The sequence below is a fragment of the Bacteroides zoogleoformans genome, assembly GCF_002998435.1.
Taxonomy (GTDB): Bacteria; Bacteroidota; Bacteroidia; order Bacteroidales; family Bacteroidaceae; genus Bacteroides; species Bacteroides zoogleoformans.
Map to the genome: position 1 here is coordinate 2,839,216 of NZ_CP027231.1, position 19,871 is coordinate 2,859,086.

Below are 19,871 nucleotides of genomic sequence, written 5' to 3' on the forward strand. Positions count from 1 at the left end.
GTTCTGTTGTAATTTAGAAGTTCATACGTACACCAAATGTAAATGTTCTCGGAGTGGGGTATGTACCGGTGTCGATGCCGTTGGAACGGTCGCCCTCGCCACTTGAGAAAGAGAAACCTGCCGGATTTGAACCCTTATAGCCTGATAAGGTGAAGAGGTTCTGCACGCTGAAACTGAGACGTAAGTCGGCAAACTTTGTGATGTTTTTGGACAAGTCGTAAGATAGTGTCACATTTTCGCAGCGGAAGTAGTCGGCATTTTCAACCCATTTGGTAGAGTTACCCAGATACTGGTTATTGGATACAGACGGATCGGGCATGGTTTTGCCAATCTGTTCGATGTAACCGGCATCGGTGAACATGCGTGAATTACCAATCATGGAGTTCATGGCAAAACGCAGCGCATTCAAACGTTGTACTCCGAATGAGGAGTTGAAGAAAGCATTCAGTGACCAATTCTTGTAGCGAACAGAATTGTTCCATCCCAAAGTGAAGTCGGGTGTGGCTTTACCAAGTACGGTTCGGTCGTTTGCAGATGGGGTGCGAGTAACGCTTCCATCGGCAGTGTAATATGTGTCATATCCTTCTTTGTCGATACCTGCCCAACGGTAGCCGTAGAGTGTACCGATGGCTTCACCCTCTTTGATGATGCTACTTTCGGTTACGATGGACTGGAAAGAGGCTCCATAGATAATGGGCTGTTGAGCCGTCAGTTTTTCAACCTTGTTTTTAAGATAGGTACCGTTGAGGGTGGTAGACCAACTCCAGTTCTTATTTTGAACGATATTGGCAGTGATTGAAACATCAAATCCTTTGTTGGAAACCTCTCCGGCGTTAATCAGATAGCTTGTTCCACCCAGGTAACCTGCTAAGTTGGTGTATAGCAGTGCATCGGATGTCTTTTTACTGAAGAAGTCAAAGCTTAAGTCGATACGGTTATTAAACAGACCTAAATCGATACCGAAGTCGAATTGCTTGGTCTTTTCCCATTTGATGTCGGGAGTAGCTAAAGAGTTAGACCAATAGCCGGTCACCGCATTGGATGTACCGAAGTAGGTAGAAGTGCTACTCAGCAGTGCCAATGTGGAATAGGGATTGATGTCCTGATTACCGATGATACCATAGCTGGCACGTAGTTTCAGATTGCTCACTGTGTTGCGGTATTTCTCCATGAAAGCTTCATTTGATACTGTCCATGCCACTGCTAATGAAGGGAAATATCCCCATTTGTGGTTCGTGAAACGGCTGGAACCATCGGCACGGAATGTACCGGTCAGCATATAGCGGTTGTCATAGTTGTAGATGACACGGCCCACACCCGAGAGTAATGCCCAGTCCGAATAAGAATTGGAAGCATCACGGGTTTTTGCATTTCGCACGTCCCACCAGCCTACACCTTCTGCTTGTAGATTACTGCCACTGATACCCATGGCACGTGTATTGCTTTTGGTAGCTTCCCATACACCTGTTACGGTGAGGAAATGTTTATCGTTCCAATCGTGTATCCAAGTAAGGTTGTTTGATGATTGGAGCAACATGCGCTGACTGTTGTTGTTACTCATACTATTGCTTTTGCCGGTTGTGATGAGCGGTGAAAAACCATAGTTGGTACTGTTGTAGTAGTCCACGCCGTTACTGGTGGTGAAAGTCAGCCCCTTGAGCAAGTTGAAACGGAAATCCACATGGCCGCTGAATACATCACGACGACGTTCGCTTTTGTTTCCGGCAATGATACCACGTGCATTCTCCTGAATGGTGCCATAAGGATCCCATGCATAGTTTCCGTTTTCGTTGAACATATTCATTGTAGGAGATGAGTTGAAAGCAATCCACAGAGGATTGTAGCCTCCCATGGCTAATTCACCTATACCTTTCCCAATGGCATGAGAAGCATTGATGTCTACTGTGATGTCGAGCCATTTGGCCATGGAAGCCTTGAAATTTGCCTTGGCTGAATAGCGCTCGTAGTTACTTTTATCAATAGTGCCATCCTGATTCATGTAGTTGGCAGAGAAGTAGCTCTGCACGCTCTCCGAGCCTTTTGAGAGCACGAGTTTGTAGTTATGGGTGATGCCTGTGCGGAAAATTTCGTCTTTCCAGTTGATACCGGGATTTTTCCCGCTTAAGTAGTCGGTCAGGTCGCTTTCGCTGATACCGGCATATTTGACTAAGGCCTGCGCATAGCTTTTGGTGTCCATCAAGTCGGGAAGGTTTGTCGCATTGGAAATACCTACAGAAGCATCGAAAGTGATGACGCTCTCACCCTTTACGCCACTTTTGGTAGTGATGATAACTACACCGTTGGCGCCACGCGAGCCGTAGATGGCGGTAGAGGATGCGTCTTTTAATATCTGCATGCTCTGAATGTCTTCAGGATTTATTCCTTCGAGACCGGATTCTCTTACCATGCCGTCTACCACATAGAGGGGGTCGTTACTCTTATTGATGGAATTAGATCCGCGTACGCGTATCTTGGCCGAGCCACCGGGAATACCGTCGCTCACCACGTTTACACCGGCCACGCGTCCTTGAAGAGCGTCACTCACTTGCGTGATGGGCTGATCTTTGAACGCTTTGTTGTCCATTACGGCTACCGAACCGGCCAAGTCGGCTTTACGCACTACACCGTAACCGATAACCACTACTTCGTCCAATGTTTCGCTGTCTTCCTGAAGTTTGGCGTTTACTATTCGTTGCCCGTTTACTGCTACTTCCAGCGTTTTATAACCGATATAAGAGAAAACCAAAGTGGCATTTGCCGGTACATTGAGTGTAAATTTGCCGTCCACGTCAGTGATAGTACCATTGCCGGTACTGCTTTTCTGTACCACATTCACACCGATTAGCGGCTCACCGCTTGTATCTGTCACCACACCGGTGACTTGTGTGGCTTGTTGCATGATGGAATACTCTGTCGGGACAGAGGACGGAGCGGCAAACGCGTTTCCTCCGAGCATCAGCACTCCCATGGCAAACGGAATTGTCCGAAGCAATCTTCTTCTTTCTTCTTTTTTCATAATGAGAAAATTAAAGTTAAACAAATGATATGATGTTGATATTTTGTCTGTCGAAACATAAAAACATCTGTCGGTTCTGCATTACTTCCGGTTATGCGGATTTTTTTGAAGAACGCCACAAATCTATGGAAAGTAGGTAGGATATAAGGTTCGATTTTGTCTATTTTATTTTCAAAAATGGCTAAAACTACATTTTTAAAGGCTTTAAAAGGCTGTTTTGAAGAGAGGTTTAAATGTTTTTGAAAACTGATTATACGGTTCTATAATCTCTGTCCGCATAAAAATAGGCAGAGACACCATGTAGTAATTCTGAATGAAACACTATCTTTGCATTGTTGAAACGAAACTTTAATCTATATATGATAAAAACATTGGGAGCCTCTTCACGTTTGACGGCCTTTTTGTTTTTCTGTTTTCTTTGTTCTTTACTCTTTGGTACAGAACACTACTTCTATAAACAGATAACGTTGGATGCCGGTTTGCCTACCACTCTTACCTGTATATTTGCCGATACACGAGGCTTTATCTGGACCGGGACTACAGCGGGATTAGGGCGTTTCGACGGACATGACCAAAAACGGTATCTGAACCGGAGGAACGATGCCACTTCACTACCCGGTAACCATATTTACCAGATACTCGAAGACCGGCATCATAACCTATGGATATTGACGGACAAGGGAGTGGCTCTTTATAATTATCGCTACAATCATTTTACCACGTTGAAGGATGAGGAGGAAAAGCCTTGCGTGGCCTACTCTGTATGTCTGTGGAAAGACCAATTGCTGTTTGGCGGTAAGAATAAAGTCTATACTTATGATGAGAAAACACACCGGTTGAAGAAACGCTATGAACTGAATGTGGAGCATGATTTTGATATTTCACGGATTGCGGCAATTGCTTCCGGCACTTTACTTTGCTGTAGCCGTTGGCATGGTATTTGCACCATAAACATGCAGAATGGAGCAATTTTAAATTCTCCTTTTGGTCAAGAAAAGGAAATTACGGATATGCTTATCGACTCTGAACAGCGTATTTGGATAGCCCCCTATAATCAAGGATTGCGTTGCTTCTCGGCTGATGGCAAGGAAATTGCTTCCTATACCACTCGTAATTCATCCATTAAAAGTGATATCGTAATCTGTATCATTGAGCGGAAAGGACAAATATGGATAGGTACCGACGGAGGTGGCATCAATATATTGAATCCGGATAATAACCATTTTACTTATTTGGAGCATAGTATCGGTGACAAGCTTTACTCACTGCCTACGAATTCTATCAACTTTCTGCATTGTGACCACTACCACAACATTTGGGTAGGCGGGGTCTATAACGGATTGATCAGCATCCGTCCGGTTTCCATGAAAACCTATACGGATGTACAGCAAGGTAATCGGTTAGGCTTAAGCCATAGTATTGTGCTTAGTCTTCATAAGGAAAACGCCGACCGCATATGGATAGGTACGGATGGAGGCGGTATGAATAGTTTTAATCCGCATACGGGCACGTTTACCTACTATCCCACTACCGGAAAAGACAAGATTACGTCCATTTGTGAGTTTGAACCCGGCAAGCTGTTGCTTTCTATCTTTGCCGAAGGATTGTTTGTATTCGATATGCGTACAGGCAGTAAAACTCCGTTTCGTGTCATCGACGAAAAGACAACCATGACTCTGTCAAAACACGGCTATTCGGTTTATCTGTATCGCAACACCCCTCAGACTGTACTGATATTGAGTGATCATGTGTACATCTACGACCTTAAAAAGAAAATCTTTGCCATTGCTGAGGAAGAAAAGGAACAGCTTATCAATTGGGGAACCTTACAATCTGTTACGGATAATGGCAGAGAGACCTTCTTGTTCGACAATAAACGTATATATGCGTTGAATCATAAAACTCAATCGCTGAAAGTCCTGTTTGTTTGTAACAGCGAGATGCAAATCAATTCAGTAGACCGTGATTCTCAAGGATACTTCTGGATTGGCAGCAACTTGGGGTTAAGCTGCTACATGCCTGATTCCGGAAAATTGGAAACATCGCAGACCAGTCTTTTCGTTGCAGTGTCTATGGTGATGTGCGGGCCCAAAGGGGAGGTATGGATAGGTGCGGAGAACAGGCTTTTTGCTTACTTGCAGGCCGAGAACAGGTTCATCCTTTTTGGAGAATCGGATGGCGTCATTCCTAATGAGTACGTGCCTCGTCCTAAAATTATTATGGATAACAACGACATCTATATAGGAGGTGTAAAGGGGCTGCTCCACATCAGCAAAGAGTGGACTCCGGAAGTGACCGGTCTGCCTGAACTGCAACTGACTGATATCCTTCTTAACGGGCAATCTACCAACAGCCGGTTAGAGAAGATGCAAGAGGTGCTTACGGTACCTTTCAACAGCAACATTGCCATACAGATTATGAGCCGGGAGGAAGATATCTTCCGGCAGAAGTTATATCGCTTTCGTATAGAGGGATTGGATAATAACTACATGGAATCATACAATACCGAATTGGTGATGCGTGCGCTTCATCCCGGAAATTATAGAATCATGGCATCGTGTACAACCAAAGACGGAAACTGGATGCCCGACCGACAGATCTTGGAAGTGACTGTGCTGCCGCCGTGGTATCGGACATGGTGGGCGATGGGAGGAGGGATTCTCTTGGTTATGCTCTTCGTCATGGCGTCAATCAGAAGAGTGCTCAAGAATAAAGAACGTAAGTTGAAGTGGTCGATGAAGGAACACGAACAGCAAATGTATGAAGAAAAGGTGCGTTTCCTTATTAACATCAGTCATGAACTGCGCACACCGTTGACACTGATATATGCTCCGTTGAGACGCATGTTGAAGTCTCTGTCGGCCGAAGATGAACAATATTTGCCTTTACGTGCCATATACCGGCAATCACAACGCATGAAGGCCTTGATAAATATGGTGCTTGACTTGCGTAAGATGGAGGTTGGAGAAAGCAAACTGCATGTGCAGCCTTGTCTTCTGAATAAATGGATAGAGCAAGTGTCGCAAGATTTTGCCTACGAGGGTGAAGCGGAGCAGGTACATTTTGTATACAACCTCGACCCGAAAGTAGAGACAGTGTATTTCGATAAGGACAAATGTGAAATTGTTTTGAGCAATTTGCTTGTAAATGCTTTGAAGCATAGTCCACAGAACTCCACCATAACCGTTGCTTCCCAACTTCTGGCAGAAAGTAATGATGTACAAGTTTCCGTTTCCGACCAAGGTTGTGGCTTGCAGCAGGTGGACATGGAGAGGCTTTTCACTCGTTTCTATCAAGGCAGTAACGAACAATCTGGAACAGGTATCGGTCTTTCTTACTCCAAAATATTGGTAGAGCAACACGGAGGATCATTAGGAGTACGTAGTAACTACGGTGAAGGCGCCACCTTTTACTTCCGCTTGCCGATGAGGTTGGATGCGGAGGAAATAGTATGTCAACCGGGTACTTATTTAAATGAACTGATGGATGAGGAGGAAAGCGTCTTGTCTTTCAAAACGGAAGAATTTGAACTTTCGGCATACAGCGTTTTGGTGGTGGATGACCATCCGGACATGACGGCTTTTTTGAAGAAATCACTGAAAGAGTATTTCAAACAGGTCATTACGGCCGCTGATGGTGTAGAGGCCTTGCAATTAATAAAGACATATGTGCCTGACATCATTGTGAGCGATGTGATGATGCCACGCATGAATGGCTATCAACTTTGTATGGAAATAAAGAGGAATGTGGATATCAGTCATATTCCGGTCATATTGCTTACTGCCCGTCACGATGAGCAAAGCCAGAAAGACGGCTATAAGAATGGGGCTGATGCCTACTTGATGAAGCCTTTCGAGGTAGATACGCTGATAGAATTGATACACAATCGTCTGAAAGCCCGTGATGCCATTCGCAAACGCTATATGAACATAGGCTCTTTGCCTGTGCCCGAGGAGACTACATTCAGTCAGGCCGACGAGAAATTCTTGTTCCGGTTGAATAGTTTCGTCGAAGAAAACCTGGGCAATTCCGGATTGGATATTTCTTTTATCTGCAAAGAGATGGGAATGAGTAGAGCTTCTCTCTACAATAAACTGAAAGTTTTGACAGACATGAGTGCCAATGAGTATATTAATAAATTCCGAATGGAAAGGGCTATACAGCTAATTCACTCTACTGACATGACTTTTGCCGACATTGCCGAGAAAGTGGGTTTCACCACTTCTTCTTATTTCAGTACCGCTTTCAAACAATATACGGGGGAGACGCCGACACAATATAAGAAGAAGATTAGGCGGTGAAAGTGGCGTGTGTATAATACAAACACGGATTTTTCGGGAGGACACGAATGCTATCTTATCTCCGTGAATCCGTAAAATCCGTGCCTGGAAGCAGAACTTAAAGGGTTCTTTAACGAAACTTTATTGCAAAGTGTGGAGCTGAGGGTAAATGAACTTACCTATATCAGTCCTTGATATTCAGAAATTTAGCCGAACCTCAATTTTTACTGTAGCCAATCTGTAGCCATTTCAGATATTTTTGAGAGAACGCACAGAAGTTGCATAGACTTCTTGTTTTCGGGTTCAAAGTTACAAAAAGATGATACATCTTCCAAATATTTGACTAAAAATGTTTTAGAAAGCTTGTGGCTACAATTTTTCAGTGCACGGTGCAAGACCTATCTATATATAGGCTTGCACCGTGCACTGAAGAGCCTTGCCACTTGTGATATACTGCTGATAATCAATATATAAAATGGTATTATATTACCAGACAATGGTATTTTGATATTCCGTTAGAAGCTCATTTCATTAGGAACTTTGCAGCCATAATCATTATAGTCCAATGTATTATGGCAAACAAAAACAGCAACTCAGAACAAAAGGGACACCTGTACATCGGTTGTCCTACGCTTGAAACTTTAGCTCTTTCATGCGTCAATGCAAAAGATGCTGCTCATACAAGTAGCATCGAGTATTCAAATTTCCTAAAGGCTTGCAAAATGGAAAAGGACATCAGAATCAGCACATATCGGAAATGTGCAGCAGGTTTAGGAAAAGAAGTTCTAATCATACATCTGCCTTTGGGAACCATAGAGTCGATGACCAAACCCAAAGCCCATGTGAAGAATCTTTATGAAACAATTGAACTGGATGAACTGATCAAGGTTTTAATGAAGGTTATGCCAAGTGATGGAATGAAGATAGTGAACTTCATGGAAGAGTTCAAAGGGCATCTAACAAGACACGACAAGGAGAACCTGATGAAACCCTTTCTGTCAGCTATTGTAGAACTTTGCCAAAACTTACTTAATGATGATGGAAAACCATGAAACACGCTCCCTAATGAATGAGCTTCAAACTCTTCGCGAAGAGTTCAGGCAGATAGCCTGCTTTATCAGAGAGCTAAAGCGTGACTACTCTGTATTAGAAGAGAAAATAGAGTTAAGTACGGCAGATGTCTTGCATCTGCTTGGTATATCTAAGGCATCCCTTGCCAGATGGCGGGAAGCGAACTCTATTCCTTACCGCTATGTATCAAGTAATCATGTGGTCTATCCATTCAAAGGACTCTACCTTTCTGTAAAGACAGGTAGGGCTACATTCAAGGGCTTTCGCCGCTTGGAGGCTTTGCAGCGTCTGAACGCCTACAAGGATGGTGTCCTTAAAGGCTACATGGGGGATTCTCAAACCTTATTTGAAGAACTATGAACATCAAAGAAGAAATACTAAGCCGGACGAACAAAGGACTGGAGGTGTTCTGCTTCTACATGCCCATCAACTTTGTACCCAAGCGCAACTTCCGTAATCCATTGTATGACGATAGGCGTGCATCATGCAATATCTACCTCGATAATAAGTCTGGCTGCTACCGCATGAAGGACTTTGGCAATGACGCCTACTCAGGTGATTGTTTCTGGTTTGCTGCAACTATGCTCGGTTTGGACGTGAGAAAAGATTTTATGAATGTTCTTGAAACAATCATCAGAGATTTACAACTCAATATTCGTCTTGAAGAAAGAAAAGAATACGGTAATAAGCGACCTGTCTTAATAAAACCTTCAAAGCAGCCTATATTACCTCCACCCGACCTTAATACTTCCATGACAAGCGAGAAGTGGTTTACATATATCGAACAGCCCTTTGGAGAAGAGGAACGAAATTATTGGCGACGATACGGCATTGATACCAGGACTTTGCTACGCTTCCATGTTAAATCATTAGCACGCTATGAATCCGTTTCAAGTCAGGGCAAGCCATTCTCACTTGTTTCTACGCGAGAAGAGCCTATGTTTGCTTATTGCCTTGGCAGGTTTGTGAAAGTTTATCGTCCCAATAGTAAATTGCGCTTCCTCTATGGAGGCAAGGAGGTGGATGACTATGTGTTTGGTTTTGAGCAGTTGCCCTGCAAAGGCGATATGATATTCATTACGGGGGGAGAGAAGGATGTGCTTTCACTCTCGGCTCATGGATTCAATGCCATCTGTTTCAACAGCGAGACAGCACAGATACCAGAGAATATCATTGAGGGACTATTGCTCCGTTTTCGACATCTAATCATATTGTATGATACGGATGAAACAGGACTAAGAGAAACTAAACGACAAGTCGAAGCTCTATCCAAGTTTAAGGTGCTTCACTTAACATTGCCCTTACAAGGCACAAAAACAGAAAAGGATATTTCCGATTACTTTGCCTTAGGCAATGGTTCGGAAGGTTTAAAGGCACTGCTTTCTGATATGTTTACCCAAATGTATGCACAGACGATGATGATATTGCAATCTTGTGAAATAGACTATGACAATCCTCCCGATGCCTCGAAGTCGGTGGTAGCAGTAAACGGCGTACCCCTCGGTACACAGGATAATCTGTTCTGCATCACTGGCGGAGAAGGAACAGGCAAAAGCAACTACATTGCTGCCATTCTTGCCGGTACTCTTGGTGCAGAACGCTTACAACCAGAACAAACTTTGGGATTGGAGGTAACCGCCAACCCCAAAAGATTAGCTGTACTCCATTACGATACAGAGCAATCAGAAGCACAGTTGCATAAGAATTTGGGGAAGACACTTCGTCGGGCAGGAGTCACGTCTGTACCAGAGTTCTACCATTCTCTTTATTTGGCTTCACTTTCTCGTAAAGATAGATTGAAAATTATTCGTGAGAGTATGGACTTGTTTCACCATAAGCACGGAGGAATACATCTTGTGGTAATTGACGGCATTGCAGACTTGATACGATCTGCCAATGACGAAACGGAGAGTATAGCCATTGTGGATGAACTCTATCGTTTGGCAGGAATCTATAATACTTGCATCATCTGTGTGCTCCATTTTGTCCCTAACGGTATTAAGTTGCGTGGACATATTGGTTCCGAATTACAGCGCAAGGCGGCAGGTATTCTCTCCATAGAGAAAGACGATAACCCTGAATATTCGGTTGTAAAAGCTCTGAAGGTGCGTGACGGCAGTCCACTCGATGTGCCGATGATGCTTTTCGGCTGGGACAAAGATGCGGATATGCACGTCTATCGTGGAGAGAAGTCGAAAGAGGATAAAGAAAAGCGTAAGACGGATGAACTTTTGGCTGTTGTAAAATCAGCTTTCCATACCAAGCTAAGACTCTCATATCAAGAACTATGTGACGTATTGATGCGTGAAATGGAAATCAAAGACCGAACGGCAAAGAAGTACATTGCCTATATGAAAGAGCAGTGTATATTGTCGCAGGACGCAAGTGGTAACTATCAAAAGGGTGAGCTATGCCATACTTAGAACAGACAACAGAGAACGATTGGTGCAAGCGATTGTTTGACAGCTTGAGAACTATCGAGAGCAAACTCGACCAACTGCTTGTGATGAAAGAGCAATCTGTTGACACAACTATTCATCCGCCTCTTAAACCAGAGTATCTTGACATAATCGACGTGTCGAAGATTCTCAAAGTAGAGCAGAAAACCATTTACAATTGGGTATGGGCAGGAAAGATCCCATATCTCAAAGCGAATGGTAGACTGCTGTTTCTTCGTGACGAGATAGACGATATGCTTCATAAACGAGAATGTTGGTGATCAACAAGCAATTTGTTTATTGCCGAATTCTAACTTATGGCACATCTTAAAATAGACATGAATATGAAGAAGATAGTTAAATTTTAGGACGGTAAATCAACTATTAGTTTATTTGTGGGAATTATTTTCAACCAATAAGCTATTATTTGAAATGATTTGCTTATCTTTGCGGTTGAAATAAATACAAGCAAGTAAACTATGAGTGTATCTACAGGTAACAAAATCAACCAAATGCTCCAATTAGGACAAAAAAACGGATTGTTGTTTGCTCAATGGCTAACAGGACGAGGATATTCCAGTCAGCTATTGAAAAGATACCGCATATCGGGATGGTTAACACCTCTATGTAGAGGTGTAATGTACCGTACTGGGGATAACCTATCTGCCTATGGTGCATTGCAGTCGTTTAATGAACAGTTAGGAAAAAAGTTCCGTATAGCTGCTCATTCTGCATTAGAGTTATGGGGCTTCAATCATTATGTGCCAATGGGTAAGCCATTGCTAGTGATAACTGCTACCAATGAGAGAATGCCTCAATGGATGAAGCTTAACGTATTCGACCGTGATTTTCATTTTTTCAAAACAGACGCATTTATGCAAGCACAAATAACGACTTTGTCTTATTTAGATTGGAATTTACTCGCGTCTACTCCAGAACAGGCTTTTATGGAATGCTTGTTACTATCGCCGCGGCAATACAACTACATGGACTTGTACTATATAATGGAACAGCTAACAACATTGCGTTCAGAGGTTGTCCAATCGTTATTGGAAACAACCAAGAACTATAAGATGAAGCGCCTATTCTTATATATGGCAGAAAAAGCAAACCATTATTGGTTTGAAGAATTAGACTTATCTAGGATAGATTTGGGAACTACAAAATTGCAGTTGGTAAAGTCGGGGGTATATCTCAGTAAGTATAAAATGACAATCCCCAAAGAATTGAACGACTATGAATAATCATCAGTATAAAAGTCAAGTGGCACTATTGGTACGCATCATGCCCTTGGTTTATAGAATCAAAGATTTTGCCGTACATGGTGGTACGGCTATCAACTTGTTTCATCAGAACATGCCACGGTATTCTGTGGATATAGATCTTACCTATATTCCCTTGGAGGCACGTTCAACGAGCTTGGAACATATCAATCTGAATCTTCAAGACTTGAAAACGAGCATCGAACGAGCCGTACCGGGAATACATGTGGTACATAAAACTGATGTATGGAAACTGCAATGCACATACAATGGCACTACGGTGAAAATCGAAGTGAATGGCACCAAACGTGGCATACTTGGAGAAGCGGAAGTAATGAACCTCTGCCCAAAGGCGAAAGATGAGTTTCAAGCTAACTGTAAGGCACGCATCGTACCTTATCCACAACTATATGGAGGTAAGATAGCGGCTGCTCTCAGTCGCCAACACCCACGTGATTTGTTTGATTGCAAGTACATGAAAGACGAAACATTGGATGAAGTAAAAGACGGTTTGTTTCTGTGCTTACTGGGAAGCGACAAACCCATCATAGAATCACTTTGTCCTAATGACATTAATCAGGAGGAGGCTCTTGAACATCAGTTCAAAGGAATGACCGATATTCCTTTCACTTACAAGGATTATGAGTCCTCGCGTAACGACATTATCAGAAAGGTAAATGCCTGCCTTACCGATGAGGACAAAGACTTCATCATTTCTTTTGAAGAAGGCTCCCCGCAATGGGAACTATGTTGTGCTGGTGATTTGAGCAAATACCCATCCGTACAGTGGAAACTGCTCAATATCGAGAAACTAAAAAAGCAAAATCAAAAGAAGTTTCAAGAAGGAATTGATAAACTCAAAACTTTTTTTGAAAAAATGATGTAGGTATAATCCGAATATAAACACTACCTTTGCAACGTAAATAGTGCCGATAAGGACTTTTGTCGCTTTATTAGCACTCTAAAAAGGGGAAATGGGGCTGTGTACTTTGTCGATACAGTCCCTTTTCGGTGTATTAAAACTTCAAAATCTTATGGATCTCTGAATAGAGCATAATAAGAAAGAAGACTATCAGCTGCTTAAAAACAATTAATAGTCCTCTCTTTTAGTGGACTTGCGGAGAGTCGAACTCCGGTCCGCACAAGGAAACCATATGCTTTCTACATGCTTATTTCAGCCTTCTGTTTTCGAGTGTTGGCAAGACCTGAACCACCAACCAACACCTTATCCTCTAAATTTCATCTATGCATCGAGGCATACACAAACTATTTCCGATTTACCTGCACCGCTTGACCCTTAGATTCGGAACAACATCCTTGGAGCAGTGTCTCGTCGCATCACCTGGTGACGCAATAAAGCCAGTAATCTACTATGCTTCGATTAGGCAGCGAGAGCGTAATTGTTTTCGCCAATTAATTTTTTGACCACTCAGATTTAGGAGGTAGCCGTCGAGCCTCCGCATGCTTACATACCATCTCATCTTGCCGTCAAATCCATACAAGCCCTCGGTATGTTCTGCAAAGTTACATATTATTTCTGAATTTGCTGAATGAGATTCGATAATTTTGTTGCAAATTTATTCTTTTAGATTCAAAATCTTACTTTATGACGTACTATTGTCTCTTTTGCACTGTGTTCTGAAACTGTATCAGGAGGATTTTGCAAGTCTGATTTTGGGGAGAGTTCTTCATCTCCTTCTTTGTCCGCAGTAATCGTCAAAGTGATTTTTCTGTCCAACTCTGCCGACTGCCCTTTGAGCGAGCGAAGCTCGTCCTCTTTCTTCCACGTCCCATTAGCAATAGCAGTATAGATTTCCTGATTGGCTGCAACTTTCTCTTTCTCCTTTTCATGCGATTCAATTACTTTCGGGATGCGCCCAAGCGCACCTAAGAAGTTCTCACACGCAAGTTTCGGGTCCGTAGCCAACTTACCATTATTATAGGTATAGTAGATACTCTCCTGCCCTTTAACAAAGAAACGATTTACGGAGCAGTCAAACAAATCCTTTGAGGTACTTTCCGTCTTCACCATGATGGAGAAGCCATAAATCTCACCGATTTTATTATACTCACCTTTGGTGCGTGCCTTGTCGTTAATCTCCTGCAGGCGTGCGGCAATGACCTTGGTGTCCGTACTGCCCTCCACACCTTTTATGACAAGTTTATTGATAGGATTGCCGTCCTTATCACGCTCGACACGCTTCTCAAAGCATGCCAAGTCCGCCTTGGCTTCCTTAATCTTGTCCGAATGAAAAGATACGGAACTGTCAATCTCCGCCAATTTCCCCGTCGCTGCATCACGCTCACGGAGAAAGTTCTTACGCTCGGATTCCAGCGTGGCAATCTTCTTGTCGAGTTTGGCTTTCTCTAACAAGTCTGTATTACCAGATAGCACGGCAACATACTCTGAAAAGTTCATACCGCTATCCTCATCCATCGAACCCTCGTCAATGGTACGACTACCGAGCGTATTGGTCTTCAATTGATTGATAAACAATTGCTTGTTGTGTAGCAGATTGAATTTATAACTGTCCAACGACCGCTCCACGGCATAGATAATCACATCGACCTTGTTGTCAGCAAATTCTTTGGCAACCATATTGCCTTTACGGATTGCCCGACCATTGCGCTGTTCTAAATCTGAGGGTCGCCAGGGTGTGTCAAGTTGATGCACCGCCACCGCACGCTGCTGGGCATTAACTCCCGTTCCAAGCATGGATGTAGAACCGAAGATAATGCGGATGTCTCCACGATTCATCGCATCTACCATCGCTTTTTTGGCTTTCTCGTTCTTGCACTCCTGAATGAAGCGTATCTCGTAGGACGGGATATGATAATCTTCTACCAATTTACGCTTCACCTCCGAATAGATATTGAAGTCTCCACCGGATTTATACGTGCCCAAGTCAGAGAACACAAACTGCGTACCCTTCTGTGCATCATACTTCTGATAGTAGTCATTAAGTAGCTTTGCACAATGGCTTGCCTTGTTGTCAATATGATCCGAGTACCCGTTTTCGTCTATCATGCGTAGATCCAAGCTCATCTTGCGGGCGTAGTCTGTAGCAATGAGCATTTTCGCTTTTTCCTCACTCTCACTAAGCGGTGCGCGTCCTAAGATTGTGGCATCCCCTTTCTTGGCAAATTCCATCAACTTACCGATAAACTCTTCCTGTTCAGGTGTCGGCGGAATGTTATGCAGTATCTCGTTCTTCTCAGGTCTGTCAATACCAATATCCTTAGCAGTTCTGAAATCGCATATCTCCGCATAGAACGAAGCCAGCTCAGGCACTTTGATGAATGTTCTGAAGCGTTCCTTCTGAATAATCTCATTCGTAATGGAAAACTCATAGTCGGTGGACTTCTTGGCAAAGACCGCAGCCCATGCGTCAAAACTGTTGATGCCCTGCTTTTCCAAGGCTTGCGGGCGCAAGTATTTGAACAAAAGATAAAGTTCAGTCAGACTATTGGAAATAGTAGTTCCCGAAAGGAATGTTGCTCCCAAGTCCTTGCCCGACCGCTCCTGTATGGTGCGAATGGCAAAGAGCATATTAAGCGCACGCTGTGAGCCGTCAGGATTGCCCAAGCCTGATACCCTATCGTGGCGAGTGTTGAACATTAGGTTCTTGAATTGATGACTTTCATCTACAAATAGGTGGTCAATGCCCATCATCTTGAAATCTACGGCATCGTCCTTGCGCTCGGCTATGCTGTCTTGAATGCCTTGTAACTTGGCTTCCAAGGTCTGCTTTCGTTTCTCCAATCCTTTGAGCATGGCACGGGATATGTCCGCTCCCTGCATACGGAGCACTTCAAGGTTTTCTTCTACCGAGTCTTTCTCTTTCTGTAAGATTGCCTCCTGTATCTCCAAGGCTTGCGGAATCATACCGAACTGCTCATGCGTTAAGATAATACAGTCCCAATCGTTGTTCTTGATGTCATTAAAGATACGCTGGCGGTTCTGCTTGTTAAAGTCGTTCTTGCCCGGATAGAGAATCTTGGCATTGGGATAAGCCTTGCGAAAAGTATCAGCAATATCGAATACATTTGCCTTCAGTCCGATAATCATCGGCTTGTTGGCTAATCCCAACCGCTTCATCTCGTAGGCAGCCGTACACATGATAAGCGTCTTGCCCGCACCCACCTCGTGGTCGCAGATACCACCTCCATTGGTCTTCAGCATCCATACGGCATCTTTCTGACTCTTATAAAGGTCTGGTATGCCCAATCTTTTAAGGTCAAGGTCGGGAAACGACTGGTGCGTACCGTCAAAATTGGGACGCACAAAGCAGTTGAAAAGACGATTGTAACGGTCAGAGAGCTGCTCTTTGAACGTGTCGGGTGTCTGTCCGAGCCAATCTACAAAGCCTTGTCTGATCTCCTCAATCTTGGCGTTCGCCATCTGTATGGCGTGCCCGTCCCGTACTTTAATGGTCTTGGTTTCTCCTGTGATCTTATCCGTCACCTCCTTACTCTTGTTGATGTCGGGAATGGTATTGTGAAGTGCGTGCTTCATCAGGTTGATGCCGTCATAACGGCGGAACTCCCCCGGTACGGCATACTTATGCCAGATATTGGCATTCTTTCGGTCGCAGACAATGCTGTACTCGTCCATGTTGGAATGGTAGGATACGCTAATATCCGTCCCGAAAAACTCCGAGGCAAACCTACCATAGACTTTAGCAGGTATCCAGCGTTCACCGAGATTGAAGTCAAGGTCCGCAAAAGGAATGGGTGTTGGCGTGGCTGCGCGTAGGGCAGCAAGGCTCTGCTTTGCCTCTTCGTGGTCGGGATGGTCCAAGAGCCACGACTCGATACGCTCCGCCTTTTCTATTACATTGCCCGAAATGAACTTGTCGGCTACCTCATAGCTGTCCTCTTCGGGATTGTAGAAGATGCGTCCTTCCAAGGCGGAAAGCATATCGCTCTCTTCCATATCGGGAAGCAGGGAACTCATATAGTCAAGTTCCACCGTGCCGTATTTGTTGAGTGATGCGCCCAATGCCTCCATCGGGTCTGCGGCAATGGAAAGCTCGGAGGTGGAAAAAGCCGTCGGATGGTCGAAGATGTCCGCCTTGACGTACCTGCCGTTTTCGGAGCGTTCCAAGAACAGCATTTCCACGCCTGTGGCGTCCATCTTGATGACATCGGTATTTGTCTTTTGATTGAAATTCCCCCAACGACCTACATAGCCATCATAAAGCCGATTGAGTTTCTCACGCTCTTCCTTGTCCTCCGCTTGGTTGTTCGCCTCATAATCATAGAGTCTGTGATAACTCTCCCTAATCTCAATGTATGCTTTCAGCCGTGAGAGCTGGGCAAAGGGCAAGTCCATCGGATTGAAAGTGGGATGTCGTTTCAAGTCAGAGAGAAAGCCGACCTGTCCTTTTTGCATGACAATAGAGCCGTCCCTCAGATGAGAGTCGGGCGATGAGAGAAAGGGACGCGGTGAAGCGTCAAACTCTTTCTTAACCTCTGCTATGGGCTGTGGCTTGCGAGGTTCGGCTTCCTCCATAAAGTCAAAGAGCGAGGGTTCTCTGACGGGAGCTGATGTCGTTTTCTTGCTTCTGCGAGGACTGCTTGGCGTGCTTCTTGCCGGCTTAGACTGTCGGCTTGCAGAAAGTGGTTGGTTATCGCTGACCTTCTTTTGTTGAGCAGCCTCCTTGATTTCATTATTTACACGGGCTACGTCTTGTGTCCAAAGACTATACTCCTCCGGGGCAAACAAGAGTTGATCCGTTGTTTCTGTCTCGATGGTGCTATCCATAATCGGATGATGGTCTTCATCAAAGAATACCGTCTGACCGTTCATCTCTCTTGGGGCTTCCACGTCCGTGCGAATTTCACGGATTTCCTGTTCGTATTGTCTTTGAAGGGTAATTACGGGGACACCTTCGGGAGCAGGTTCGGTTTCTGGCTCTATTGTTGGAAGTACCTGTGTTGCTTGTGCTTCTTCTTTTGTCTCTGATTCGTCTCTTGCTTCATCTCCCACTATCTTATTACCTTCTCCGACCTTCTCTTGGGGCTGAGTTTCTTCTTGTACTAGCCTCAGAACTTCCTGACTTCTTTCTTCCTTGCCTTGCTCAATGATGGGTTCTTTGGTGTATTGTCCTCTGACAATCTCTTCCAGCTCCGCAATCTCGTGCAATTTTGTGGGCTTGAAGTATAAGTCCCGCTCAATTCCCAAGCCTCTGACCTTTACTTCCTCCATTTCATCAAGCGACATTGTACCCAATTCCCAGCCGTAGCCCATCGTAACAGCACCGAAGCCGATGCGCTCCTTGGGGTCGTACTCCAATAGATAAGCCGTGTAAGCCCCCATTGGGAAAAAGTAGCGAGCGTAGGCTATTCTATCGCCAATGAGTTCTTTTTCTGTCCTATAGAGTTTGGGAAGCTGTTTTTTGATGCTATCAGGCATCAGATTATAGGCATTATCTTCTTCCTTATCCTTAGTTTCCTGTTTCTGAGGTGTTTCTTCATTTTTTATGCTTTCTTGCACTTTCTGCACCATCTTGTCCACATGTACCTGCCATTCCTCCTCAGTCATGGGTATGCCTGTTTCATAGAGTTTACGATCAAAACGCTGCTCCACTTCCAAAGAGAGTTGAGTACGCAGGCTGTCAGCCATATCCTCGATACCGCCGTCAAACGTATATTCCCAGGCAGGCTTGCCGTAAGGGTCCGTACCCATCGTGCGGTCTGTGGCGATGGTTCGGTGGGCTATGTCCTTCCATTCACCGTCAAAGAGCGAATTGTGCTTGAATACGACAGAAGAGCCTTCGGCTATGGGAGCCGATACGGACGCAACAAATTGCTGTTCGATGCCCTCGCTGATAGTCTTGCCCGACTGCTTTTGCAGGACAATGAGGTCGCTACCCACATCCGTACCCGCATTCTCGGAGAACATACCCGAAGGCAGGCGGATGGCGGAGATAAGCCGGCTATTCTGCATGAGGTAACGGCGGATGGCTTCATTTTTAGGGCTGTCCAATACGCCCTGCGAGGTAATGAAAGCAAGAAGTCCGCCCTCTTTGATAGTGTCCAGCCCTTTCACAAAGAAATAATTGTGGATGGTTCGGGTGGATTCCCGTTTAAGGATATTCTCTCCCTTGCTATAACTACGGTCATAGACCATAAAGTCGCCAAAGGGGATGTTGCTGGTAATAAGGTCGTACTTGTCCTTCTCTTCCAATTCACCAATGGCTTCAAAGGGTTCTTGCCGAACAAAGATATTGTCCTTGCCGTAAGGATGAAGGGCTTGTGTGATGCGTGCCGTCAGCATGTCTTTTTCCATAGCATCGACCATACCAGCACTTTTGGCAAAGGTTTCGGTAAAGGCTCCCATACCTGCGGAAGGGTCCAAGCATTGTCTTACTTGCACGTCGGTGGCACTTAGGGCATCGGCAATGGCGGAGACGATACGGGTGTCGGTATAGAAGGAAGTCAGTACGCTTGCCTTGATGCTCTCCCAATAGCGTTTGGCTGTGTTGGTATCGACGGCATCACGGTAAATCATCTGTTTGAGCCTTTGGGTAGGCGCGAACAGATTTTGCTCCGATGCACTCCAATAGCGGAGGTCATCGGGATTATCACAACGGTTCAAGACGCATTTCAGACCACCGAAACCTTGATAACCTCTGAGCAGGACTTTCTCGGCTTCGGTGGCTTCACGGCGTTCTTTCTCCAAGCGCAGCACGACACGAATGGCTTCCGTGTTGCCCGCCAAGACTGCTTTCTTATTGTATGCCATAGTTGTTCTGTTTTAATATGGAGAGGAAAAATTAGTCGGAAGATAATTTTTTCT

At 44.5% G+C, this 19,871-nt stretch carries 9 protein-coding genes and 1 other RNA gene; 7 read left to right on the forward strand and 3 right to left on the reverse strand.

All coding sequences use genetic code 11. The features are described from left to right. Positions 1 to 13: 13 nt before the first annotated feature. A complete protein-coding gene (locus C4H11_RS11835) occupies positions 14 to 3,016 on the reverse strand; it encodes a SusC/RagA family TonB-linked outer membrane protein (RefSeq protein WP_106042298.1) in 3,003 nt (1,000 codons plus the stop codon). A 359-nt stretch (positions 3,017 to 3,375) separates the two neighbouring features. On the opposite strand from C4H11_RS11835, the gene C4H11_RS11840 reads away from it, so the two are divergent. From C4H11_RS11840 to C4H11_RS11870, 7 genes are all read left to right on the forward strand, one after another. Continuing rightward, on the forward strand, positions 3,376 to 7,317 hold the full coding sequence (locus C4H11_RS11840) for a hybrid sensor histidine kinase/response regulator transcription factor (protein WP_106042300.1): 3,942 nt from the start codon (positions 3,376 to 3,378) through the stop codon (positions 7,315 to 7,317). Between the two features lie 551 nt (positions 7,318 to 7,868). Continuing rightward, entirely contained in the window at positions 7,869 to 8,348 is a 480-nt protein-coding gene (locus tag C4H11_RS11845) for a hypothetical protein (RefSeq protein WP_018910662.1), read from the forward strand. Next, positions 8,335 to 8,727, forward strand: a complete 393-nt coding sequence (locus C4H11_RS11850) for a hypothetical protein (RefSeq protein ID WP_018910663.1) — start codon at positions 8,335 to 8,337, stop codon at positions 8,725 to 8,727. Before C4H11_RS11845 ends, C4H11_RS11850 begins: the two co-directional genes overlap by 14 nt. Further along, a complete protein-coding gene (locus C4H11_RS11855; protein ID WP_018910664.1) occupies positions 8,724 to 10,790 on the forward strand; it encodes a bifunctional DNA primase/helicase in 2,067 nt (688 codons plus the stop codon). Before C4H11_RS11850 ends, C4H11_RS11855 begins: the two co-directional genes overlap by 4 nt. Beyond that, positions 10,778 to 11,086 (forward strand): helix-turn-helix domain-containing protein, encoded by a 309-nt coding sequence (locus tag C4H11_RS11860; protein ID WP_004360030.1) that lies wholly within the window; start codon positions 10,778 to 10,780, stop codon positions 11,084 to 11,086. Before C4H11_RS11855 ends, C4H11_RS11860 begins: the two co-directional genes overlap by 13 nt. Positions 11,087 to 11,284: 198 nt before the next feature. Further along, the gene (locus tag C4H11_RS11865; RefSeq protein ID WP_004360031.1) at positions 11,285 to 12,049 is read left to right on the forward strand and encodes a type IV toxin-antitoxin system AbiEi family antitoxin domain-containing protein; all 765 of its coding nucleotides are present in this window, start codon (positions 11,285 to 11,287) and stop codon (positions 12,047 to 12,049) included. Continuing rightward, positions 12,042 to 12,953 (forward strand): nucleotidyl transferase AbiEii/AbiGii toxin family protein, encoded by a 912-nt coding sequence (locus C4H11_RS11870; RefSeq protein ID WP_004360032.1) that lies wholly within the window; start codon positions 12,042 to 12,044, stop codon positions 12,951 to 12,953. Before C4H11_RS11865 ends, C4H11_RS11870 begins: the two co-directional genes overlap by 8 nt. A gap of 221 nt (positions 12,954 to 13,174) precedes the next feature. Here C4H11_RS11870 and ssrA read toward each other — a convergent pair. Continuing rightward, positions 13,175 to 13,573: a transfer-messenger RNA gene (ssrA, locus tag C4H11_RS11875) on the reverse strand. Positions 13,574 to 13,658: 85 nt separating this feature from the next. Then, positions 13,659 to 19,817 (reverse strand): DUF2958 domain-containing protein, encoded by a 6,159-nt coding sequence (locus C4H11_RS11880; RefSeq protein WP_106042302.1) that lies wholly within the window; start codon positions 19,815 to 19,817, stop codon positions 13,659 to 13,661. Between the last annotated feature and the right edge of the window lie 54 nt (positions 19,818 to 19,871).